The organism is Marinobacter sp., assembly GCF_040904845.1.
In the GTDB taxonomy this organism is placed as follows: domain Bacteria; phylum Pseudomonadota; class Gammaproteobacteria; order Pseudomonadales; family Oleiphilaceae; genus Marinobacter.
Map to the genome: position 1 here is coordinate 58890 of NZ_JBBDSR010000065.1, position 22216 is coordinate 81105.

15 protein-coding genes and 1 pseudogene are annotated in these 22216 nt (G+C 56.1%); 12 read left to right on the plus strand and 4 right to left on the minus strand.

Annotation, left to right across the window (positions count from 1 at the left end):
• Positions 1-8: 8 nt before the first annotated feature.
• Complete coding sequence (locus tag WD429_RS08240; RefSeq protein WP_368421695.1) at positions 9-440, minus strand: universal stress protein; 432 nt, start codon at positions 438-440, stop codon at positions 9-11.
• Between the two features lie 83 nt (positions 441-523).
• On the minus strand, positions 524-1339 hold the full coding sequence (locus tag WD429_RS08245) for a hypothetical protein (RefSeq protein ID WP_368421696.1): 816 nt from the start codon (positions 1337-1339) through the stop codon (positions 524-526).
• A 437-nt stretch (positions 1340-1776) separates the two neighbouring features.
• On the opposite strand from WD429_RS08245, the gene fadB reads away from it, so the two are divergent.
• The 3 genes from fadB (at position 1777) to topA (ending at position 8021) form a co-directional block, all read left to right on the plus strand.
• Positions 1777-3924: a fatty acid oxidation complex subunit alpha FadB gene (fadB, locus tag WD429_RS08250; protein ID WP_368421697.1), complete on the plus strand. Its 2148-nt coding sequence runs from the start codon at positions 1777-1779 to the stop codon at positions 3922-3924.
• Between the two features lie 33 nt (positions 3925-3957).
• Positions 3958-5133 (plus strand): acetyl-CoA C-acyltransferase FadA, encoded by a 1176-nt coding sequence (gene fadA, locus WD429_RS08255; RefSeq protein WP_368421698.1) that lies wholly within the window; start codon positions 3958-3960, stop codon positions 5131-5133.
• 248 nt (positions 5134-5381) lie between these two features.
• Positions 5382-8021 (plus strand): type I DNA topoisomerase, encoded by a 2640-nt coding sequence (gene topA, locus WD429_RS08260; protein ID WP_368421699.1) that lies wholly within the window; start codon positions 5382-5384, stop codon positions 8019-8021.
• Between the two features lie 95 nt (positions 8022-8116).
• On the opposite strand, the gene WD429_RS08265 is transcribed toward topA, so the two are convergent.
• The gene (locus WD429_RS08265) at positions 8117-8992 is read right to left on the minus strand and encodes an NAD(P)-dependent oxidoreductase (protein ID WP_368421700.1); all 876 of its coding nucleotides are present in this window, start codon (positions 8990-8992) and stop codon (positions 8117-8119) included.
• A 119-nt stretch (positions 8993-9111) separates the two neighbouring features.
• Positions 9112-10386, minus strand: a complete 1275-nt coding sequence (gene gltA / locus WD429_RS08270; RefSeq protein ID WP_368421701.1) for a citrate synthase — start codon at positions 10384-10386, stop codon at positions 9112-9114.
• A 498-nt stretch (positions 10387-10884) separates the two neighbouring features.
• On the opposite strand from gltA, the gene sdhC reads away from it, so the two are divergent.
• The 9 genes and pseudogenes from sdhC (at position 10885) to sucD (ending at position 22212) form a co-directional block, all read left to right on the plus strand.
• On the plus strand, positions 10885-11265 hold the full coding sequence (sdhC, locus tag WD429_RS08275; RefSeq protein WP_368421702.1) for a succinate dehydrogenase, cytochrome b556 subunit: 381 nt from the start codon (positions 10885-10887) through the stop codon (positions 11263-11265).
• Positions 11253-11603, plus strand: a complete 351-nt coding sequence (gene sdhD / locus WD429_RS08280) for a succinate dehydrogenase, hydrophobic membrane anchor protein (RefSeq protein ID WP_368421703.1) — start codon at positions 11253-11255, stop codon at positions 11601-11603. Before sdhC ends, sdhD begins: the two co-directional genes overlap by 13 nt.
• Before the next feature lie 3 nt (positions 11604-11606).
• The gene (sdhA, locus tag WD429_RS08285) at positions 11607-13379 is read left to right on the plus strand and encodes a succinate dehydrogenase flavoprotein subunit (protein ID WP_368421704.1); all 1773 of its coding nucleotides are present in this window, start codon (positions 11607-11609) and stop codon (positions 13377-13379) included.
• Between the two features lie 14 nt (positions 13380-13393).
• Positions 13394-14098, plus strand: a complete 705-nt coding sequence (locus WD429_RS08290) for a succinate dehydrogenase iron-sulfur subunit (protein WP_368421705.1) — start codon at positions 13394-13396, stop codon at positions 14096-14098.
• 309 nt (positions 14099-14407) lie between these two features.
• Positions 14408-17245: a 2-oxoglutarate dehydrogenase E1 component gene (locus WD429_RS08295; protein ID WP_368421706.1), complete on the plus strand. Its 2838-nt coding sequence runs from the start codon at positions 14408-14410 to the stop codon at positions 17243-17245.
• Positions 17246-17270: 25 nt separating this feature from the next.
• Positions 17271-18500, plus strand: a pseudogene (odhB, locus tag WD429_RS08300) (2-oxoglutarate dehydrogenase complex dihydrolipoyllysine-residue succinyltransferase).
• Positions 18501-18535: 35 nt separating this feature from the next.
• On the plus strand, positions 18536-19978 hold the full coding sequence (gene lpdA / locus WD429_RS08305) for a dihydrolipoyl dehydrogenase (protein ID WP_368421707.1): 1443 nt from the start codon (positions 18536-18538) through the stop codon (positions 19976-19978).
• Positions 19979-20173: 195 nt separating this feature from the next.
• On the plus strand, positions 20174-21340 hold the full coding sequence (gene sucC, locus WD429_RS08310; RefSeq protein ID WP_368421708.1) for an ADP-forming succinate--CoA ligase subunit beta: 1167 nt from the start codon (positions 20174-20176) through the stop codon (positions 21338-21340).
• Positions 21340-22212, plus strand: coding sequence for a succinate--CoA ligase subunit alpha (gene sucD, locus WD429_RS08315; protein ID WP_368421709.1), 873 nt, complete (start codon positions 21340-21342; stop codon positions 22210-22212). The genes sucC and sucD overlap by 1 nt, the downstream gene beginning before the upstream one ends.
• The last annotated feature ends 4 nt before the right edge of the window (positions 22213-22216 follow it).

Below are 22216 nucleotides of genomic sequence, written 5' to 3' on the forward strand. Positions count from 1 at the left end.
GAACATGGTCAGTGGATGCGAATGGCCAGAACGTCACACTCCGTGCCGTGCAGGACACCGTTTGCGGTTGATCCCAGCAGTAGCTGAAATCCTTTACGTCCATGGCTTCCGACAATCACGAGGTCGACGTTGTGATCTTTTGCGAGGCGGTGAATCTCGGATTCGGGCCTTCCCACCGTGACCACCTGGTGATCGTCGGTGACGTCATATTGTTCGCCGTAAGCAGCCAGCTGTTCACGGGCGGCTTTGTCGAGCTGGTCCTGAAGCTCGGTCAGATCCATCGGAATATCCCCACCATAGGCATACCCTACCGGTTCAACCACGTGGACCAGCAGCATTTGCGCTCCATGAGCCTTGATGACCTCGGCTGCTTTTGACAAAACCTGTGGCGCTTCTTCAGTGAGATCTATCGCAACCAGTATCTTTTGATAGCTCGGCATCGCATTGCTCCTTCGCGTACGGAAGATGTCTCTTATAGCATAACAACGAATTCAGAATAATCGAGATTGGCGGCGTCGAATGCTCAGGCGTTTTTCTGAAGCAATTCAATGGTGGTGGTCAGCCCGCGAAGGATACCCTTTGAGTAGCGGTCGATCACGAAAGATACGTTGTTGTCGTTGTAATTGATGTAGGAGCTGCGAATAAACTGCCATTTGGACGATACGTCATCCAGTGTGGCTTTGAGTTCGCCTTCGCTGGAGGTCGCTGTCAGCTCACTCAGCAAGGTGTCGAATTCAAGAGCTTGTTCGTCCAGAGGAATGTCGGATGACGAACCCTGAAATGTCTGAGAGACCGTCGAGTGGGTGCGGGCAGAGTACTTCGCCATCATCTGCGCCAGGGTGGTGGCGGCGGAGCGGGCGGCTTCTACCCGTGGCCGTGTCGCTGTTCCCCGGCTTTCCTGGGCAGCCAGATAAAGCTCTGTGGCCATGGCACTGATCGCAGAAGCCTGGTTGGCCATATCGGACACCAGCCGAAGATCCGGGTAGCCCGTGTTGCGGACGTCGTTGATGTTGCTCCGCATCAGATCTTTGAAGGTATCGAACTCCAGGTTGAGTGCTTCCACTTCGCCCTCGCTGAGCACTTCAGCGGTGCTGTCTGAAAGATCGTTCATGGAAGAGTTGGCGTCATTGATACTGCCAACAATTTCATTGAGAGTGTCAGTGTCACCATTGGCGCTGAACCGATAGTAAGCGTCGAGAGCCAGGTAGTTGCTCACCCGGAACGTGTGCAGGTCCGACAAAAAATCGTCCTTGGTGTCAGCGCGGGCTGAAAGTGAAGTGAGGGCGAGCAGAATCAGGGCTGCCACCAGTGAGCGTACGCGTAAGCCAGCGTCGTTCATCGGGTCGTCTCCGTACAGGGGTTTTATTATTGTGGACTAAAGTCTTAAACCGAAGGTAAAGTAACTCTGCCGACCGATCAAGCGGTTTTACTGTCGGAAACCCTGGCAAATGTAAAGAACTGACAAATTTGCGTGACGAAGTTCCGGATTCCTGTTTACACACGGATGTACCGCACTGAAAAACAACAATTCCGCACAATCCGTTTTCCCGGGGCCTTCGTGTTTTACGAAGACTTTTGCGCCGGTTCTGTCAGAAACAAATTGACAAACGAGCTGTTTTTTCTCATCGTGTGCCCTCTCGATTCAAACGACTGTATGAATTTTGAATCGGATTATCGGGCAGTGACCGAAATCTCGCTGCATCCGCAGGCGCTTGCTGATATCTGAAATGGCGAGGAGTCTGCAAGCAGTTCCAAACACAGACTGGAGATCAGTTGATGATTTACGAAGGTAAAGCCATCACGGTTAAAGAGATCGAAGGCGGGATCGCTCAGTTGAGCTTTGACTTGCAAGGCGAGTCAGTCAACAAGTTCAACCGTCTCACCATTGAAGAGCTGGGCGCCGCAGCTGACGCACTCAAATCCCAGAAGAATCTGAAGGGGCTGGTAGTAACCAGTGCCAAGGACAGCTTTATTGTCGGTGCGGACATCACCGAGTTTACCGAGCTGTTTGCCGGTTCCGAAGAAGACCTCGTTGCCAATAACCTCAAGGCCAACGACGTATTTAACACGATTGAAGACCTGCCATTCCCGACAGTCACTGCGATTAACGGCATTGCATTGGGTGGCGGTTTCGAAATGTGCCTGGCGACTGATTACCGGGTCATGGCACCGAAGGCGAAAGTCGGCCTGCCGGAAGTGAAGCTCGGCATCTTCCCGGGCTTCGGCGGTACCGTTCGCCTGTCCCGCCTGGTGGGCGTGGACAACGCAGTCGAGTGGATCTGTGGTGGCACTGAAAATCGCGCCGATGCGGCACTGAAGGTTGGCGCGGTTGATGCCGTTGTTGAGGCTGACAAGCTGGTAGAAGCCGCTGTTTCGATCATTAATCAGTGCAATGAAGGCAAGCTGGATAACCAGGCTCGTCGGGAAGAGAAGAAGGGCAAAATCAAGCTGAACGCCATGGAAAGCATGATGGCGTTTGAGATTTCAAAAGCCTTTGTGGGTGGCAAAGCTGGCAAGAACTACCCAGCGCCGGTTGAAGCCATCAAGACCATGCAGAAGCACGCCGGCATGACCCGTGACAAGGCGATCGAAGTCGAGGCCAAGGGCTTTGCGAAGATGGCCAAGACCAATGTTGCCGCGTGTCTGGTGGGCCTGTTCCTGAACGACCAGAAGCTGAAAAAGAAAGCCAGCGCCTGGGAGAAAGAAGCCAATGACGTCAATCTGGCCGCTGTGCTGGGTGCGGGTATCATGGGCGGCGGTGTTGCTTATCAGTCTGCACTGAAAGGCACGCCCATTATCATGAAGGACATCAACCAGGACGGCATCGCCCTGGGCCTGAAGGAAGCCAAGAAGCTTCTGGCCAAGCGCGTTGATAAGGGCAAGATGGACGCCGGCAAAATGGCCGACGTGCTCAACAGCATTACTCCGACCCTGAACTACGGCGATTTCAAGAACGTAGACCTGGTTGTTGAGGCCGTTGTTGAGAACCCGAAGGTGAAGGACGCGGTTCTGCGTGAAACGGAAGAGATGGTGCGCGACGATGCCATCCTGACGTCAAACACGTCCACGATCTCCATCGATCTTCTGGCCAAAAACCTGAAGCGTCCGGAAAACTTTTGTGGCATGCACTTCTTCAACCCGGTGCACATGATGCCGCTGGTTGAGGTTATCCGAGGCGAGAAAACGTCTGACCGTGCGATCGCGACGACCGTTGCCTACGCCAAGGCGATGGGCAAGACCCCGATCGTTGTCAACGATTGTCCGGGCTTCCTGGTGAACCGTGTTCTGTTCCCGTACTTTGGCGGCTTTATCGGCCTGGTGCGTGACGGTGCCGACTTCCAGAAAGTCGACAAGGTGATGGAAAAGTTCGGCTGGCCCATGGGCCCGGCGTACCTGCTGGATGTTGTCGGCATGGATACCGGCAAGCACGCCGGCGAAGTGATGGCCGATGGCTTCCCGGACCGCATGAAGCACGAAGGCACTACCGCCATTGACGTAATGTTCGATAACGACCGTTACGGGCAGAAGAACGACAAGGGCTTCTACAAGTACGAACTGGATCGCAAGGGCAAGCAGAACAAGGTGGTCGACGAAGAGACCTACAAGCTGCTAGAGCCGGTTGTTCAGGGTAAGAACGAGTTCAGTGACGAGGATATCATCGCCCGTATGATGATCCCCTTGTGCCTGGAGACCGTTCGCTGCCTGGAAGACGGCATTGTTGAAGACCCGGCAGACGCCGATATGGGCCTGATCTTCGGTATTGGCTTCCCGCCGTTCCGTGGTGGTGCCCTGCGCTATATCGACGACATGGGTGTCGACAGGTTCGTCGAGCTGGCAGACAAGTTTGCAGATCTTGGTCCTTTGTATCACCCGACCGAGAAGCTGCGTGAAATGGCCAAGACTGGCAAAAAGTTCTTTGGTTAACCCTGAACGAGATTTCCGAACGGAGAAAGATCTATGAGCCTTAATCCGAGAGACGTTGTCGTCGTCGATTGCGTGCGGACTCCGATGGGTCGTGCCAAAAATGGTTGCTTCCGTAACGTGCGTGCCGAGACTCTGTCTGCCGCGCTGATTGAAGCACTGTTTGAGCGCAACCCGAAGCTCGACCCGAAAGACGTTGAAGACCTTGTCTGGGGCTGTGTTAACCAGACCCTGGAGCAGGGTTTCAACGTTGCGCGTCAGATTTCCCTGCTGACACGCATTCCTCACGAGTCGGCGGCACAGACCGTCAACCGCCTGTGTGGTTCCGCGATGACCGCGATCCACACGGCCGCCCAGGCGATTCAGACCGGTAACGGTGATGTGTTCGTAGTGGGTGGCGTGGAGCACATGGGCCACGTGTCCATGACGTCCGGTTTTGATCACAACCCGGCGGCTTCAAAATATTCCGCCAAGGCGTCCAATATGATGGGCCTGACCGCGGAAATGCTGGCGAAGATGCACGGCATCACCCGTGAGCAGCAGGATGAGTTCGGTGCCCGGTCTCACCGCCTGGCCCATGAAGCGACAGTAGAAGGCCGCTTCAAGAACGAAATCGTGCCGATTGAAGGTCACGACGAGAATGGCTTCAAGGTGCTGATCGAAGAGGATGAAACCATTCGTCCGGAGACGACGGCTGAATCCCTGGGCCAGCTCAAGCCAGCGTTTGATCCGAAAAACGGTACCGTCACTGCCGGTACGTCTTCCCAGTTGACCGACGGCGCGGCTGCCATGGTGCTGATGTCTGCTGAGCGTGCAGAAGCCTTGGGCCTCAAGCCGATTGCGAAGATTCGCAGCATGGCGGTTGCCGGTTGCGATCCCGCTATCATGGGTTACGGCCCGGTTCCGGCGACCAAGAAAGCGCTGAAGCGTGCAGGCCTGAAAGTCGAAGATATCGACTTCTGGGAACTGAACGAAGCCTTTGCTGGTCAGTCCTTGCCCGTTTTGAAAGATCTGAAACTGCAAGGCGTTATGGAAGAGAAAGTGAACCTGAACGGCGGTGCGATTGCTCTGGGCCATCCGCTGGGCTGTTCTGGTGCGCGGATCTCCACAACCCTGCTGAACGTTATGCAGGCCAAAGGCGGTAAGCTTGGTGTTTCCACCATGTGCATCGGCCTGGGTCAGGGCATTGCGACAGTCTGGGAGCGTCTCTGATTCGCTAGTCTGAATCAGTAACGCTGTCCTGAAGGCCCGGCAATTGCCGGGCCTTCCTGTTTATGCTTCATTTAATAAAAGTGGGAATGAATCCAAAGAATGGGTTGTCTTGCTTTTGTTGACCCTGTAAAACAATGCACCTATACACTGCTTCGGCTATTGTGTGTTTTCTAGCCGACTGATTTTACTGCGAGTTTACGGTTTGCTGAATTATTAACCGATTATCGCCAAGGATACAGATCTCCGATATGGGTAAAAGTCTCGTTATTGTCGAGTCGCCTGCGAAAGCGAAGACCATCAACAAGTATCTGGGCTCAGACTTCATCGTCAAGTCGAGCGTCGGGCACATTCGTGATCTTCCGGTCAGTGGCAGTGGCTCTCAGTCAGATCCAAAAGAGCGCGCGAAGCAGGCGGCACTCACGCGCAAGATGGACCCGGACGAAAAGGCGGCTCACAAAAAACGCAAAGCCCGCGAACAGCTGGTCACCCGCATGGGCGTGGACCCCGATCAGGACTGGAGCGCCCGCTACGAGATCCTGCCTGGCAAGGAGAAAGTGGTTAGTGAGCTCAAGCGGCTGGCGAAATCCGCAGACCACATCTACCTCGCAACGGATTTGGATCGCGAGGGTGAAGCCATCGCCTGGCATTTGCAGCAAACCATTGGTGGAGAGCCAGACAAATATCGCCGCGTGGTGTTTAACGAAATCACCAAGCGCGCCATTCAGGCGGCGTTTGAAGACCCGGGGGCACTCGATAACAACCAGGTCAACGCTCAGCAGGCCCGTCGGTTCCTGGATCGGGTTGTCGGTTACATGGTGTCGCCGTTGCTTTGGGCAAAAATTGCGCGGGGGCTCTCTGCCGGGCGGGTGCAGTCCGTCGCGGTCCGGCTGATTGTTGAGCGTGAGCGGGAGATCCGCAAGTTTATCCCGGAGGAGTTCTGGCAGCTCCACGCAGACCTGGGTGCCAGGCAGGCGAAAGAACCGGTCCGCTTTGAAGTGACCCGTTATCAGGACAAGCCCTACCGTCCGGTGAACGAGCAACAGAGCGTTGAGCACGTCGAGCGTTTGAAAGACGGCGCTTTCCGTGTGGCCAAGCGGGAAGACAAACCAACGAAATCCCGGCCCTCGGCCCCGTTTATTACCTCAACGCTGCAACAGGCGGCCAGTAATCGCATGGGCTTCAGTGTCAAAAAGACCATGATGCTGGCCCAGCGTCTCTACGAGGCCGGTTACATTACCTACATGCGGACGGACTCCACCAACCTGAGTCAGGATGCGGTGGGTGCCTGCCGTGACTTCATCAAGAAGCAGTTCGGCGAGCGGTACATGCCGGAGAAGTTCCGGGTTTATGGCAGCAAGGAAGGCGCTCAGGAAGCCCACGAGGCCATTCGCCCGACCGAGGTGGATCGTCGGCCTACTGACATCAGTGGGCTGGAGAAGGACGCTGAGAAGCTCTATGACCTGATCTGGCGTCAGTTCATTGCCTGCCAGATGGCGGATGCCGAATTCCTGAGCACCTCGATCATGGTGGCCAATGGCGAATACGAGTTGCGCACCCGCGGCCGTATTATCAAGTTCGAAGGCTTCCTCAAGGTGGCCCCCCAGTCGGCCAAGAAAGACGAAGACGTGGCCTTGCCAGACATCAAGGTGGACGAAACGCTGGATCTGGCCAAACTGGACCCAACGCAGCATTTCACCAAACCGGCACCTCGCTACACTGAAGCCAGCCTGGTCAAAGAGCTGGAGAAGCAGGGCATTGGCCGGCCCTCAACCTACGCATCCATCATCTCCACCATTCAGGATCGGGGCTACGTCAGGCTGCAGAATCGACGTTTTTACGCGGAGAAAATGGGCGAGATCGTGACAGAGCGCCTGACCGAATCTTTCCCGAACCTGATGGATTTTGATTTCACCGCCAGGATGGAAGATGAGCTGGACGACATCGCCGAGGGCGAGGTTCAGTGGAAAAAGGTTCTGAACGATTTTTACGGCCGTTTCCGCAAGCAGCTGGAGACCGCAGAAGGCAGTGAGGAAGGGGGTATGCGTGCCAATACCCCAACGGAGACGGACATTCCGTGCCCAAGCTGCAGCCGACCCATGCAGATCCGCGTTGCCAGCACCGGTGTGTTCCTGGGATGTTCCGGTTATTCGCTGCCGCCGAAGGAGCGCTGCAAAACCACCATCAACCTGGTCTCCGGGGATGAGGTGGTCAGTGCTGAAGAAGATGTGGAAGGCGAGGGCGAAACCCGGCTCCTGCGCAAGAAACGTCGGTGCGCCAAATGCGGAACAGCGATGGACAGCTATCTGGTCGATGAAGGCCGAAAGCTGCACGTGTGCGGTAACAACCCGGATTGCTCTGGCTTTGAAGTTGAAACCGGTACGTTCCGTATCAAGGGCTACGAAGGGCCAACGCTGGAATGCGACAAATGCGGCTCTGAAATGCAGCTGAAAACCGGTCGTTTCGGCAAGTATTTTGGTTGCACCGATGCGGAGTGCAAAAATACCCGGAAACTGCTGAAAAGTGGCGAACCGGCTCCGCCCAAGATGGACCCGGTGCCAATGCCGGAGTTGCAGTGCCAGAAGGTGGATGACACCTACGTGCTGCGGGATGGCGCTTCCGGCCTGTTCCTGGCGGCCAGCAAGTTCCCGAAGAATCGCGAGACCCGGCCGCCGCTGGTGATGGAAATTACGCCCCATCGTAAGGAGGTTGATCCCAAGTACGATTTCCTGATGAACGCACCCGAACGCGATCCGGAAGGAAATCCCACGGTGATTCGCTACAGCCGCAAGACCAAAGAGCAGTACGTCATGTCCGAGAAAGACGGCAAGGCGACAGGCTGGTCAGCGTGGTACGCGAACGGGAAATGGCAACCAAAAGAGAAGAAGTAAGAAGGGGATTTCGGCACCCCCTCTCACTGCGTGGGAGGGGGGTGACAAAAAAGTGGCAAAAAAAATGGCGAAATAAAGGGTAGGGCACAAGCCGCCTACCGGAATTTTCTCAACCGCTGAATCAGTGACGACGTATCCCATCGGTTGCCGCCCATGGACTGAACATCGGCATAGAACTGATCCACCAGCGCCGCCACCGGAATCGAGGCGTTCACTTTGCGGGCTTCCTCCAGACAGATGCCCAGATCTTTGCGCATCCAGTCCACCGCAAACCCGTAATCAAACTTGCCGTCGATCATGGTGCCTGAGCGGTTTTCCATCTGCCAGGACTGTGCCGCGCCCTTGGAGATTACGTCCACCACTTTCTGCACATCCAGTTCCGCCTGCTCAGCAAAATGCAGCGCTTCTGACAGCCCTTGAACCAGCCCCGCTATGGCAATCTGATTCACCATTTTGGTTTTCTGGCCGCTGCCGACGGGTCCCATCAGATTCAGTGCCTTTGAATAATGCTCCAGAATCGGTCGTGCGCGCTCGAAAATTGCCGGATCGCCGCCGCACATGACGGTGAGTTGGCCGTTTTCTGCGCCTTGCTGACCCCCTGATACCGGGGCGTCGATAAATCCCTGCTTGCGGCTGGCGGCAGAGGCAGCCAGGGTTTCGGCTATGCCGGCGGATGCGGTTGTGTGGTCGATCAGGATGGCCCCGGTGGGGGCGTTGGCAATGATCCCGTCCTGGCCCTGGTAAACGGCTTCGAGGTCTTTGTCGGCCCCCACGCAGGTCAGCACCATGTCTGCCGCCTCAACGGCTTCGGCAATCGTTCGGCAGGCAGTGCCTGAATGGTCGCTGGCCCAGGCTTCGGCCTTGGCGTGGGTACGGTTCCAGACCCGGACGTCCAGGCCGGCGCTGGCCAGGTGGCCTGCCATTGGGTATCCCATGACGCCGAGCCCGATAAAGGCCGCTTTGATGGTCATGCATCTTCTCCCGGTGTTGTTGTGTTTGGATTAACTTAGCACAGCAGTTTCATTCCGGGCACAAAAAAAGGGCCGCTGAATCAGCGGCCCTTGATGGTGGTGTCCGTTTTCCCGTGCGATTATTTTTTGGGGTAATCGCGGGCGTCGGAACCGGTGTACAGTTGGCGGGGACGACCGATGCGGTAGTCGCCAGACACCATTTCGTTCCAGTGAGCGAACCAGCCGATGGTGCGCGACATGGCGAAAATCACGGTGAACATGGAGGTCGGGATACCGATTGCCTTCAGGATCAGGCCGGAGTAGAAGTCCACGTTCGGGTACAGCTTGCGCTTGACGAAATACTCGTCTTCCAGTGCAATTTTCTCCAGGCGCTGGGCGATTTTCAGCAACGGATCGTTTTCCAGGCCGAGCTCGGTCAGCACTTCGTGAGCGGTCTGTGCCATGACCTTTGCGCGTGGGTCGAAGTTCTTGTAGACGCGGTGACCAAAGCCCATCAGACGGAACGGATCGTCTTTGTCCTTGGCCTTGGCAATGAACTTCTCGATGTTTTCCTCATCACCGATTTCCGCGAGCATATCCAGTACGGCTTCGTTCGCACCGCCGTGAGCCGGGCCCCAGAGCGCAGCAATGCCGGAAGCAATGCAGGCGTAAGGGTTGGCACCGGTAGAGCCGGCCAGGCGCACCGTGGATGTGGAGGCGTTCTGCTCGTGGTCCGCATGCAGGATGAAGATTTTGTCCATGGCTTTCGCCAGGATTGGATTTGGCTTGTACTCTTCACAGGGCACGCCGAACATCATCTGCAGGAAGTTTTCGGAGTAGGACAGGTCGTTACGCGGGTACATGAACGGCTGGCCGAGGCTGTATTTGTAACACCAGGCCGCAATGGTCGGCATTTTGGCGATCAGGCGATGGGCGGTAATTTCCCGCTGGGTCTGATCGGTTACGTCCATCTGGTCGTGGTAGAACGCGGAAAGCGCGCCAACAACGCCACACATGATGGCCATTGGGTGTGCGTCACGACGGAAACCCTGGAAGAAGTTCCGCATCTGGTCGTGAAGCATGGTGTGGTTTTTAATGGTGTTGTGAAATTGCTTGTTTTCGGCAGCGGTCGGCAGTTCACCGTGCAACAACAAGTAGCAGACTTCGAGGTAATCTGATTCTTGGGCGAGTTGTTCGATGGGGTAACCGCGATGCAGGAGAACACCATTGGCACCATCAATGTAAGTGATTTTGGATTCGCAGGCCGCCGTTGAGACGAACCCCGGGTCGTAGGTGAAAACGCCTTCCTGGACGAGGCCTCGTACGTCGATAACGTCAGGGCCGACGGTGCCCGAATAAATCGGAAGCTCAATGGACTTATCACCCACCGATAGCGTGGCTTTCCTGTCGGTCATGGTGCTCTCCTATGTATCAGCTTTGACAGCTTTTCAGTATCTGGATGCGCGTGAGAAGGCGCGTATTATCGCAAAACTGGCGGCAAAATATAGGGCGTTGGCTTTTTTTGTCAATAAAAGAGGCAGGAAAGTTCATGATTTGACATTCGGTGTATGTCAGGGAACTCCTGAATCACGCAGTTCGCGGGGTGAATTTTATTTTGTCAATAAGCCTTATAGCGGGTGCCGGGCCGCTATCCACAGGCCTCGGAGATGGTTGCCGGTTTGTAATTGGGGGGGCTACTCCTTATAATCCGTACCCCGGAATTGGAGATACGCCTTGTCCATGTTACTTGTCTGTCCAGTCATCTGTGCAGGTGAGAATTGGCGAAGTGTCGTCTACCTGCCGACTGAGGCAATCGTGTGCCGGTACCACCAGCACGCTGATCCATTACATACCAATCATCTGCATCGACCTGTTCGGTCGCTTGTGGAACCAAGAGAGAGTGTGAGAGCGCTGTGAATAGCAAACGACCAGTTAATCTCGATCTCGGCAAGTTTCATTTTCCACTGCCAGCCATTACGTCCATATTGCATCGCATCAGTGGCATCATCATTTTTGTTGGTGTTGCGTTCCTGCTGTACGGGCTTGAGCTTTCCCTCTCCGGGGAAGAAGGCTTCAGTCGGGTCGATGAACTGCTGAACAGCTTCCTGGCGAAGCTGATCATCTGGGGCATTTTGTCTGCTCTGCTGTACCACCTGGTTGCGGGTATCAAGCATCTGCTGATGGATATGGGCATCGGTGAAGAGCTTGAAAGTGGCCGTCTCGCCGCGAAAATCACGCTGGTGGTTTCCGTTATTCTCATTGTTCTGGCTGGAGTCTGGGTATGGGCAGCGTAAACAGCGTAACGAATCTGGGCCGTAGTGGCGTTTTCGACTGGCTGATCCAGCGCGTCACTGCTTATGTGCTCGCGCTTTACACCCTGTTCCTGCTGGGTTTTATGGTGTTCAGTGATGTGAACTATGAGACCTGGTCGGCGCTATTCGGGCAAACCTGGTTCCGCATCTTTACCCTGTTGGCACTGATTTCTCTTGGTGCCCATGCCTGGGTAGGGCTCTGGACTGTCACGACCGACTATATGAAGTCCATGGCACCTCGTTTCCTGGTGCAGGCGGTATGCGGTCTGACCATGTTTGTGTACGTGGTCTGGGGTATTCAGATTCTTTGGGGGCTTTAATCAATGGCTAATATCAAGACCATGTCTTACGACGCGATTGTTATCGGTGGCGGCGGGGCCGGTATGCGAGCCGCCCTGCAGCTGACCGAATCCGGCGTCAACACTGCGTGTATCACGAAAGTATTCCCGACCCGTTCTCACACGGTGTCTGCCCAGGGCGGCATTACCTGCGCAATCGCAAGCGCCGATCCCAACGATGACTGGCGCTGGCACATGTATGACACCGTCAAAGGGTCGGATTACATTGGTGACCAGGACGCCATCGAATATATGTGCTCCGTAGGCCCGCAGGCGGTCTTTGAGCTGGAGCATATGGGGTTGCCGTTCTCTCGAACTGAGCAGGGGCGTATCTACCAGCGTCCGTTCGGTGGTCAGTCCAAGGGGCCGGATGATCCGACTCAGGCTTCCCGTACCTGTGCCGCTGCCGACCGTACGGGTCACGCGCTGTTGCATACCCTGTATCAGGCCAACCTGAAAGGTGGTACCACATTCTTGAATGAGTGGTACGCGGTTGATCTGGTCAAGAACGGCAAGGACGAAGTGGTGGGCGTTGTTGCCATCGAAATCGAAACCGGTGAAGTGGCGTACATCAAATCCAAGGCGACGGTGCTCGCGACTGGCGGTGCCGGCCGAATTTATTCCTCCACGACCAATGCCCTGATCAATACCGGCGACGGTATCGGTATGGCCCTGCGTGCGGGCTTCCCGATGCAGGATATGGAGATGTGGCAGTTCCACCCGACTGGCATTCACGGTGCCGGCACACTGGTGACAGAAGGTTGCCGAGGTGAGGGCGGCTATCTGATCAACGCTGAAGGCGAACGCTTCATGGAGCGTTATGCCCCTAACGCGAAAGATCTGGCCGGCCGGGATGTGGTGGCTCGTTCCATGGTGATCGAGATCCTCGAAGGCCGTGGTTGCGGCCCCGACAAGGACCACGTTCTGCTGAAGCTGGATCACCTGGGCGAAGAAACCCTGAACCTGCGCTTGCCGGGCATTTGTGAGCTGTCCCGCACGTTCGCGCACGTTGATCCGGTAAAAGAGCCTATTCCGGTGGTTCCGACCTGTCACTACATGATGGGTGGTATTCCCACCAACGTGGGTGGCCAGGCGCTGACCCAGGATGAACAGGGTGCCGACAAGCCAATTCCCGGCCTGTTTGCCTGTGGCGAAGCAGCCTGTGTGTCTGTACACGGTGCCAACCGTCTGGGCGGCAATTCCCTGCTGGATCTGGTGGTGTTCGGCCGTGCGGCGGGCCTGCACATTGAAGAGCAGCTTCGTGGCGGCTTTGAAGTGGACGGTGCCAGTGACGACGACATCAAGCGTGCCATGGCTCGCCTTGACCGTCTGAACAGCGCTTCGGAAGGCGAGAGTGTGGCCGATGTTCGCAAGGATCTGCAGAGCTGCATGCAGCTTTATTTCGGCGTTTTCCGTGACGGCAAGAGCATGGAAGAGGGTCTGAAGAAGCTTGAAGCGATCGGCGAACGTACCCGCAAGACCAAGCTGGCAGACACCAGCAGCGCATTTAATACCGCGCGGATTGAGGCGCTGGAGCTTGATAATCTCTACGAGGTTGCCATGGCGACGGCGATCTCCGCGTTTGAACGTAAGGAAAGCCGCGGTGCTCACGCTCGCAACGACTTTACCGAGCGTGACGATGAAAACTGGCTGAAGCATTCTGTCTACTTCCCGCTCGAGAAGCGTGTTGGTAAGCGCGACGTGAATTTCGCGCCCAAGACTGTCGACACCTTCCAGCCGAAGATCCGGACTTATTAAGGGGGACGCATAAGATGTTGGTAAGCCTTTATCGTTATAACCCGGAAACGGACAACGCGCCCTATATGCAGGACGTGGAGCTGGAGCTTCCGGAAGGCAAGGACCTGATGGTTCTCGATGTCCTCAACCAGATGAAGGAAAAGGACCCGTCTGTTGCCTATCGCCGTTCCTGTCGTGAGGGGGTTTGTGGCTCTGACGGCATGAACATGAATGGCAGGAACGGCTTGGCGTGTATTACGCCGATGTCCCAGGTGGTCAAGAACAACAAGCTGGTGGTGCGCCCGCTGCCGGGTTTGCCGGTCATCCGTGATCTGGTTGTGGATATGAGCCTGTTCTATAAGCAGTACGAAAAGGTCATGCCGTATCTGGTCAACGACAAGCCGGCTCCCGCCATTGAGCGACTGCAGTCGCCCGAGGACCGGGAAAAGCTGGACGGCCTGTACGAGTGTATTCTCTGTGCGTGCTGTTCAACCGCCTGCCCATCGTTCTGGTGGAACCCGGATAAGTTTGTGGGTCCGGCCGGCCTGTTGCAGGCGTATCGCTTCCTCGCGGATAGCCGTGACACGGCTCAGGCGGAGCGTCTTGCCAATCTTGATGACCCATTCAGCGTGTTCCGCTGCCGCGGCATCATGAACTGTGTCAGTGTTTGTCCGAAAGGCCTGAACCCCACAAGGGCTATTGGTCACATTCGGAACCTTCTGCTTCAACGGGCGACCTAAAGGCAGAATGCAGAACAGGCGCTATACTGTTCTGATCAGGTTAGTACCCGGGAGGCCCTGCAACGGCGCAGGGCCTTCAACCAAAGGCTTATAGGCAAAAGTCTTATCGGGATGCACACTACGCAGGCCGTGACCAGAGCTCATCAAGCTTGCTCGCGGATTGCTGAGTTTAAAACCACCGGGGAACGGAAAACATCCATGCTCGGTGTGGTGGCCAAAGTCGATCCCGTGAAAACCCGTATTGACTGAGATTTACCCCTGGCGGACCATACTGAGCTCCTCGCACCAGCCCAAGGTGAGCTATTCAAAATGCACGAAAGCATCATGGAGCAGTTATGGCAGACTTCCCACTTGCAGGGGGGAAATCTTGCCTATGTTGAACAGCTTTTTGAAACCTACCTGACAGACCCCAATGCCGTTCCCGAAGAGTGGCGCAGCTACTTTGACAAGCTTCCCAGTGTTGATGGCTATAAAGGCCGCGACATTATTCACTCTTCCATTCGCGAACAGTTTGAACACATCTCCCGCAATCAGCGTTTTCTGGCCAGCAACGGTGTTCCGGCCAGTGCCACCTCCGACGCTGACAAAAAACAGATTCGTGTTCTGCAGTTGATCAATGCGTTTCGTTTCCGTGGTCACCAGGAATCAAAGCTTGATCCGCTTGGCGTCTGGCAGCGTCCGAAAGTCGAAGACCTTGATCCGTCCTTCCACGATTTGTCGGAATCCGACTATGATCTTGAGTTTCAGACCGGTTCTCTGAATTTTGGCTCAGAAACCATGAAACTCGGCGACATTATCAGTGGCCTGCGTCAGACCTACTGCGAAAGCATCGGCGCTGAGTACATGCATGTTGTCGACACCCGTATCAAACGCTGGTTCCAGCAACGCATGGAACCCGTCCGGTCGCGGCCGGAATACGAAGCCAAGACCCGCAAACACCTTCTTGAACGTTTGACTGCTGCCGAGGGGCTGGAGAAATATCTGGGGTCCCGTTACCCCGGCGTCAAGCGGTTTGGTCTTGAAGGCGGCGAAACCCTGATTCCGTGTCTGGACGAACTCATTCAGCGCGCCGGTGCCTACGGTGCCAAAGAAATCGTTCTGGGGATGGCGCATCGCGGCCGGCTGAACGTTCTGGTCAATACGCTGGGTAAAAATCCCAAAGAGCTTTTCGACGAATTCGAAGGCAAGAAGCTGGCGGACTCAGGTTCGGGCGATGTGAAGTACCATCAGGGCTTCTCGTCCAACGTGATGACGTCCGGCGGCGAAATTCACCTCGCGATGGCCTTCAACCCGTCGCATCTGGAGATTGTGTCTCCGGTGGTGGTGGGCTCTGTTCGAGCCCGACAGACTCGTCGGAATGACAATGACGGCACCCAGGTGCTTCCTATCATCCTGCATGGTGACGCGGCGTTCGCCGGTCAGGGTGTGGTGATGGAAACCTTCCAGATGTCCCAGACCCGGGGCTACGGTGTTGGCGGCACGGTTCACATCGTCATCAACAACCAGGTCGGTTTTACCACCAGCAAGCAGGAAGACGCACGCTCGACCGAATACTGCACCGACGTGGCAAAAATGGTTCACGCGCCAATTCTGCACGTGAACGCGGACGATCCGGAAGCGGTGATGTTCGTCACTCAAATGGCGATGGATTACCGGAACGAATTCAAGCGCGATGTGGTGATCGATCTGGTGTGCTACCGCCGTCGTGGCCACAACGAGGCAGATGAGCCGGCGGCAACCCAGCCGCTTATGTACGAGAAAATTCGCAAGCTGAAAACCACCCGGGCGCTTTACGCCGATTCGCTGATCGCCGATGGGGTGATTTCCGAAGACGAAGCCAAGCGCACGGACCTGGAATACCGGGATGCGCTTGACAAGGGAGACCATGTGGTCAAGTCCCTGGTCAAAGAGCCCAACAAAGAGCTCTACGTTGACTGGACGCCTTATCTCGGTCACGAGTGGACAGCCAAGTGCAAATCCAGCGTTGCGCTCAAAACCATCCAGACCCTGGGTAAGAAGCTGACCCAGGTGCCGGAGGGTTTCGTCATCCAGCGTCAGGTGTCCAAAATTGTTTCTGACCGTGAAAAAATGACCGCCGGCGCATTGCCGATCAATTGGGGCTACGGCGAAGTGATGGCCTACGCCACTCTGCTGGACGAGGGTCACCCTATCCGGATTACCGGTCAGGATGTGGGTCGCGGCACCTTCTCTCACCGCCATGCGGTGCTGCACAACCAGAAAGACGGTTCTACCCATACCGCACTGGAGCATCTGTCAGACGACCAGCCGGTGTTTGAAATCTATGACTCGCTGCTCTCTGAAGAAGCCGTTATGGCGTTCGAGTACGGTTATTCGACCACGGCACCAAAAGGCCTTGTGGTCTGGGAAGCGCAGTTTGGTGATTTCGCCAATGGCGCTCAGGTGGTGATCGATCAGTTCCTGACCAGCGGCGAGCATAAATGGGGCCGCCTGTGTGGTTTGACCCTGCTGCTTCCGCACGGTTATGAGGGGCAGGGGCCAGAGCACAGCTCCGCGCGCCTTGAGCGCTTCCTGCAAATGTCAGCAGAGCACAATATTCAGGTGTGTGTGCCGACCACGCCGTCCCAGGTATTCCATATGCTTCGCCGGCAGGTGAAGCGTCCGTTGCGCAAACCGTTGGTCGCGATCACGCCCAAGAGCTTGTTGCGCCACAAGGAAGCAACCTCCGATCTGGACGATCTGACCTCGGGCACCTTCCAGACCGTTCTGCAGGAAAAAGAACCGTCTGATCCGAAAAAAGTGACGCGTCTGGTTCTGTGCAGTGGCAAGGTTTACTTCGATCTGCTTGAGAAGAAAAAATCCGAAGATCGGGACGATGTCGCGATTGTCCGTATCGAGCAGCTGTATCCGTTCCCCGGGGACGATCTGGACGAAGTTCTGGCACTCTACCCCAAACTCAAGCATGTGGCCTGGTGTCAGGAAGAGCCGATGAACCAGGGCGCGTGGTATTGCAGCCAGCATCATATGCGCAACGCCCTGCACCGTAAGAACAGCAAATTGTACCTTCAGTACGCCGGTCGTGACGCATCTGCCGCGCCAGCATGCGGCCATATGTCCGTGCATATTGAAGAGCAGAAAAAACTGGTTAACGACGCGTTCGAAATCTGACGAGCTACCGAATTAAGGATCCGAGATGTCAACTGAGATTAAAGCCCCCGTTTTCCCCGAGTCGGTCGCAGAGGGCACCGTCGCGACCTGGCACAAGCAGCCAGGTGAAGCCTGTTCCCGCGATGAGCTGATCGTCGATATTGAAACAGACAAGGTGGTTCTGGAAGTGGTTGCGCCGGCCGATGGCGTGATCGAAGAAGTCCTGAAAGGCGAAGGCGATACCGTGGAAAGTGGTGAGGTAGTCGCTAAGTTCAAGGCAGGCGCTGCTGGTGAGTCCAAGCCTGCTGAAACCAAGGACGACACAAAGAAAGAAGACGCGCCGAAGGAAGAGTCTGCAAACGAAGCTGCCTCCGGGGACGCCATCCTGAGCCCGGCCGCCCGTAAACTGGCGGAAGAGAACAGCGTCGATCCCAATGCCGTTAAGGGCACCTGAAAAGACGGGCGCGTCACGAAAGAAGACGTTCAGAATCATGTTGCTAACGCTAAGTCTTCAGGTTCTGAATCAAGTGCAAAGCCGGCTGGCGATATGCCGAAAGTAGACGTGGCTTCCGGTGAGCGCGCGGAGAAGCGCGTGCCGATGACACGGTTGCGCGCCAGCATTGCCAAGCGCCTGGTCAACGCCCAGCAGACCGCTGCGATGCTGACCACCTTTAACGAAGTGAACATGGCTCCGATCATGGAGATGCGCAAGCAGTACCAGGACAACTTCGTGAAGCGTCATGGCATCAAGCTTGGCTTTATGTCGTTCTTCACCAAGGCAGCCACGGAAGCCCTCAAGCGCTTCCCGGCGGTCAACGCCTCCATTGATGGCAACGACATGGTGTACCACGGCTATCAGGACGTCGGCGTTGCGGTATCGACTGATCGCGGCCTGGTGGTTCCGGTGTTGCGGGATGTCGATGCGCTGGGTTTGGCCGACATTGAAAAGAAAATCGTCGAATACGGCACCAAGGCAAAAGATGGCAAGCTGGGCATTGATGAAATGACCGGCGGCACATTCACCATCACCAACGGTGGCATTTTTGGCTCACTGATTTCCACTCCGATCCTGAACCCGCCTCAGACGGCTATTCTGGGCATGCACAAGATTCAGGAGCGGCCAATGGCGGTGAACGGTAAGGTTGAAATTCAGCCGATGATGTACCTGGCACTGTCCTATGATCACCGTATGGTTGATGGCAAGGAAGCAGTTCAGTTCCTGGTGGCCATCAAGGAAATGCTTGAAGACCCGGCGCGTATTTTGCTGGACGTCTGAGCTGATATTTAACGAATCGGAAAACAGGATCGATTATGTCTGATAAGTACGACGTCATTGTCATTGGCGCAGGCCCCGGTGGATACGTGGCTGCCATCAAGGCTGCGCAGCTCGGCCTGAAGACCGCGTGTGTGGAGTCCTGGACCTCTGTTGAGGACAGCAAACAGGTGCTGGGTGGTACCTGTCTGAACGTAGGCTGCATTCCTTCCAAAGCCTTGTTGGAGATTTCTCACAAGTTTGAGGAAGCAAGTCACGATTACGAAATGCAGGGCATCATCGCCAAGGACGTCAAAATTGACCTCGCCAAGATGATGGAACGCAAACTTGGTATCGTGAAGCAACTGACCGGTGGTATTGCCGGTCTGTTCAAGGCGAATGGCGTTACGTCTATCCACGGCCATGGCAAGTTGCTGGCCAATCGTAAAGTGGAAGTGACGGACAAAGACGGTAAGAGCAAGACTTACGAAGCCGAGAACGTCATCATCGCCACCGGCTCCAAGCCGATCGAGATTCCGCCCGCGCCGTTTGACGGCGACAGCATTGTGGATTCCGAAGGTGCGCTGGAATTCACCGAAGTGCCCAAGCGGCTTGGTGTGATTGGTGCCGGCGTTATTGGTCTCGAGCTGGGCAGCGTCTGGGCCCGCCTGGGCTCGGAAGTCACGGTGATCGAAGCTCAGGATACTTTCCTGCCGGCCGTCGATCAGCAGGTCGCGAAGGATGCTTTGAAACAGTTCCAGAAGCAGGGGCTGAACATTGTGATGGGCGCGCGCATGACCGGTGCTGAAATCAAGCGCAAGCTGGTCAACGTCAGCTACGAGGACAGCGAGGGCAAGCAAGAAGCCAAGTTTGACAAGCTGATTGTTGCCGTGGGTCGTCGGCCGTACACGGACAATGCGCTGGCAGAAGATTCCGGTGTCAAACTGGATGAGCGCGGCTTCATCTTTGTTGATGACAGCTGCAAAACCGAAGCGCCGGGTGTCTGGGCTATTGGTGATGTGGTCCGCGGTCCGATGCTGGCCCATAAAGCGTCGGAAGAAGGCGTGATGGTTGCCGAGCGTATTGCCGGGCACAAGCCGCAGGTCAATTACGACTGCATCCCGAACGTTATCTACACCGCGCCGGAAGTTGCCTGGGTCGGAAAGACCGAAGAGGAACTGAAGTCTGAAGGTGAAGAGTACAACGTGGGTACGTTCCCGTTCGCGGCGAACGGCCGCGCCATGGCGGCGAACTCCGCCTCCGGTTTGGTGAAAATCATCGCGGACGCCAAGACGGATCGCATTCTGGGCTTCCACGTGGTGGGGCCGCAGGCGTCCGAAATTGTGGCTCAGGGCGTGATCGCCATGGAATTCGGGTCCAGTGCTGAAGATCTGGCTCTGACCTGTTTTGCGCACCCGACCTTGTCGGAATCAGTGCACGAGGCAGCTCTGGCCGTTGCTGGCGGAGCGATTCATATCGCCAACCGCCGCAAAAAGAAGTAACGCAATACCGGGAGTCGGGGCACCATTTGGGTGCCCCGCTGCCATCATAACGGCAGTTTTCCGGACGCGTCAGCGGCAGGCTAAGGTGATCCCTGGCCCGCCATAACGAATTCGCGTCAGGCTCACCAATGGCGGTGTGCCGGCGGGTTCATTTCCGTACGTGGTTATCCTCCATCAAAAGACGGGACATTAACTATGAATTTGCATGAATATCAGGGCAAGCAGCTGTTCGCTGAGTATGGCCTGCCCGTATCCAAGGGCATTGCCTGCGATACCCCGAAAGAAGCTGTTGAAGCTGCCGGCGAAATCGGCGGCGATGCCTGGGTAGTAAAAGCTCAGGTACACGCGGGTGGCCGTGGCAAGGCCGGCGGCGTAAAGCTGGTCAAGAGCAAAGACGACATTCGCGAGTTTGCCGAGAAATGGCTGGGCAAGAACCTGGTGACCTACCAGACCGACGAGAACGGTCAGCCGGTCAGCAAGATTCTGGTTGAATCCCTCACCGATATTGACCAGGAGCTATATCTGGGCGCGGTTGTTGACCGTGGTACCCGTCGTATCGTGTTTATGGCCTCCACCGAAGGCGGTGTTGAGATTGAGCAGGTTGCTGAAGAAACGCCGGAAAAGATTCTGAAAGCCGAAGTTGACCCGCTGGTAGGCGCACAGCCATACCAGGGCCGTGAACTGGCGTTCAAGCTGGGCCTCGAAGGCAAGCAGATCGGTCAGTTCACCAAGATTTTCATGGGCCTGGCGAAGCTGTTTGAAGACCGTGACCTGGCGCTGCTGGAAATTAACCCGCTGGTGATTACGCCTGCCGGTGACCTGCATTGCCTGGACGCAAAAATTGGTGTCGACGGCAACGCGCTCTACCGTCAGAAGAAGATCCATGAGATGCACGACCCCTCCCAGGAAGATTCCCGGGAAGCGGAAGCCGCCAAGTGGGAACTCAACTACGTGGCGCTGGAAGGCAACATCGGCTGCATGGTTAACGGCGCTGGTCTGGCCATGGGCACCATGGACATCATCAAGCTGTCTGGCGGCCGTCCTGCCAACTTCCTGGACGTTGGCGGCGGCGCGACCAAAGAGCGCGTCTCCGAAGCGTTCAAAATCATCCTGTCTGACGACAACGTACAGGCCGTTCTGGTCAACATCTTTGGCGGTATTGTTCGCTGCGACATGATTGCAGAGGGCATCATCGGTGCGGTCAAGGAAGTGGGCGTCAAGGTTCCCGTGGTTGTTCGCCTCGAGGGCAATAACGCTGAAGTGGGTATCAAGGTACTTGCGGACAGCGGCCTGAACATCATTGCCGCCACCAGTCTGTCGAATGCGGCAGAGCAAGTCGTTAAAGCCGCAGGGGGTAAATAATGAGCATCCTGATCAACAAAGACACCAAAGTTATCTGCCAGGGCTTTACCGGCGCGCAGGGTACGTTCCACTCTGAGCAGGCGATCGATTACGGCACCAAAATGGTTGGTGGCGTTAGCCCCGGGAAAGGTGGTACCGAGCACCTGGGCCTGCCGGTATTCAACACCGTGCGTGAAGCCGTTGAGAAAACCGGTGCGGAAGCCACGGTTATCTACGTGCCGGCTCCGTTCTGTAAAGACGCGATCATCGAAGCCGCAGACGCGGGCATCCAACTGATTGTGTGCATTACCGAAGGCATCCCGACCATCGACATGCTGTACGCGAAGGAATACGTGGATCGCAAAGGCGTGCGTATGATCGGTCCCAACTGCCCAGGCGTGATTACCCCGGGCGAATGCAAGATCGGCATCATGCCAGGCCATATTCATAAGCCTGGCAAGGTCGGTATCGTATCCCGTTCAGGCACCCTGACGTACGAAGCGGTCAAGCAGACCACGGACTTCGGTTACGGCCAGTCCACCTGTGTCGGCATCGGTGGTGACCCGATCCCGGGTTCCAACTTCATCGACATCCTGAAGCTGCTGCAGGACGATCCGCAGACAGAAGCCATCGTGATGATCGGTGAAATTGGTGGTACTGCTGAAGAAGAAGCGGCAGCGTTCATCAAAGAGAACGTCACCAAGCCGGTGGTTTCCTACATCGCTGGTGTTACCGCACCTCCGGGTAAGCGTATGGGTCACGCCGGTGCGATTATCTCCGGCGGTAAGGGTACTGCGGACGAGAAGTTCGCCGCCCTGAACGACGCCGGTGTCAAAACCGTGCGCAGCCTGGCTGAAATCGGCAAGGCGTTGAAGGAAGTGACTGGCTGGTAAAACA

Excerpts from the sequence above, each read along its gene's own strand:
- WD429_RS08240 (WP_368421695.1), bottom strand. The coding sequence starts at position 440 with ATGCCGAGCTATCAAAAGATACTGGTTGCGATAGATCTCACTGAAGAA.
- WD429_RS08245 (WP_368421696.1), bottom strand. The coding sequence starts at position 1,339 with ATGAACGACGCTGGCTTACGCGTACGCTCACTGGTGGCAGCCCTGATT.
- fadB (WP_368421697.1), top strand. The coding sequence starts at position 1,777 with ATGATTTACGAAGGTAAAGCCATCACGGTTAAAGAGATCGAAGGCGGG.
- fadA (WP_368421698.1), top strand. The coding sequence starts at position 3,958 with ATGAGCCTTAATCCGAGAGACGTTGTCGTCGTCGATTGCGTGCGGACT.
- topA (WP_368421699.1), top strand. The coding sequence starts at position 5,382 with ATGGGTAAAAGTCTCGTTATTGTCGAGTCGCCTGCGAAAGCGAAGACC.
- WD429_RS08265 (WP_368421700.1), bottom strand. The coding sequence starts at position 8,992 with ATGACCATCAAAGCGGCCTTTATCGGGCTCGGCGTCATGGGATACCCA.
- gltA (WP_368421701.1), bottom strand. The coding sequence starts at position 10,386 with ATGACCGACAGGAAAGCCACGCTATCGGTGGGTGATAAGTCCATTGAG.
- sdhD (WP_368421703.1), top strand. The coding sequence starts at position 11,253 with ATGGGCAGCGTAAACAGCGTAACGAATCTGGGCCGTAGTGGCGTTTTC.
- sdhA (WP_368421704.1), top strand. The coding sequence starts at position 11,607 with ATGGCTAATATCAAGACCATGTCTTACGACGCGATTGTTATCGGTGGC.
- WD429_RS08290 (WP_368421705.1), top strand. The coding sequence starts at position 13,394 with ATGTTGGTAAGCCTTTATCGTTATAACCCGGAAACGGACAACGCGCCC.
- WD429_RS08295 (WP_368421706.1), top strand. The coding sequence starts at position 14,408 with ATGCACGAAAGCATCATGGAGCAGTTATGGCAGACTTCCCACTTGCAG.
- lpdA (WP_368421707.1), top strand. The coding sequence starts at position 18,536 with ATGTCTGATAAGTACGACGTCATTGTCATTGGCGCAGGCCCCGGTGGA.
- sucC (WP_368421708.1), top strand. The coding sequence starts at position 20,174 with ATGAATTTGCATGAATATCAGGGCAAGCAGCTGTTCGCTGAGTATGGC.
- sucD (WP_368421709.1), top strand. The coding sequence starts at position 21,340 with ATGAGCATCCTGATCAACAAAGACACCAAAGTTATCTGCCAGGGCTTT.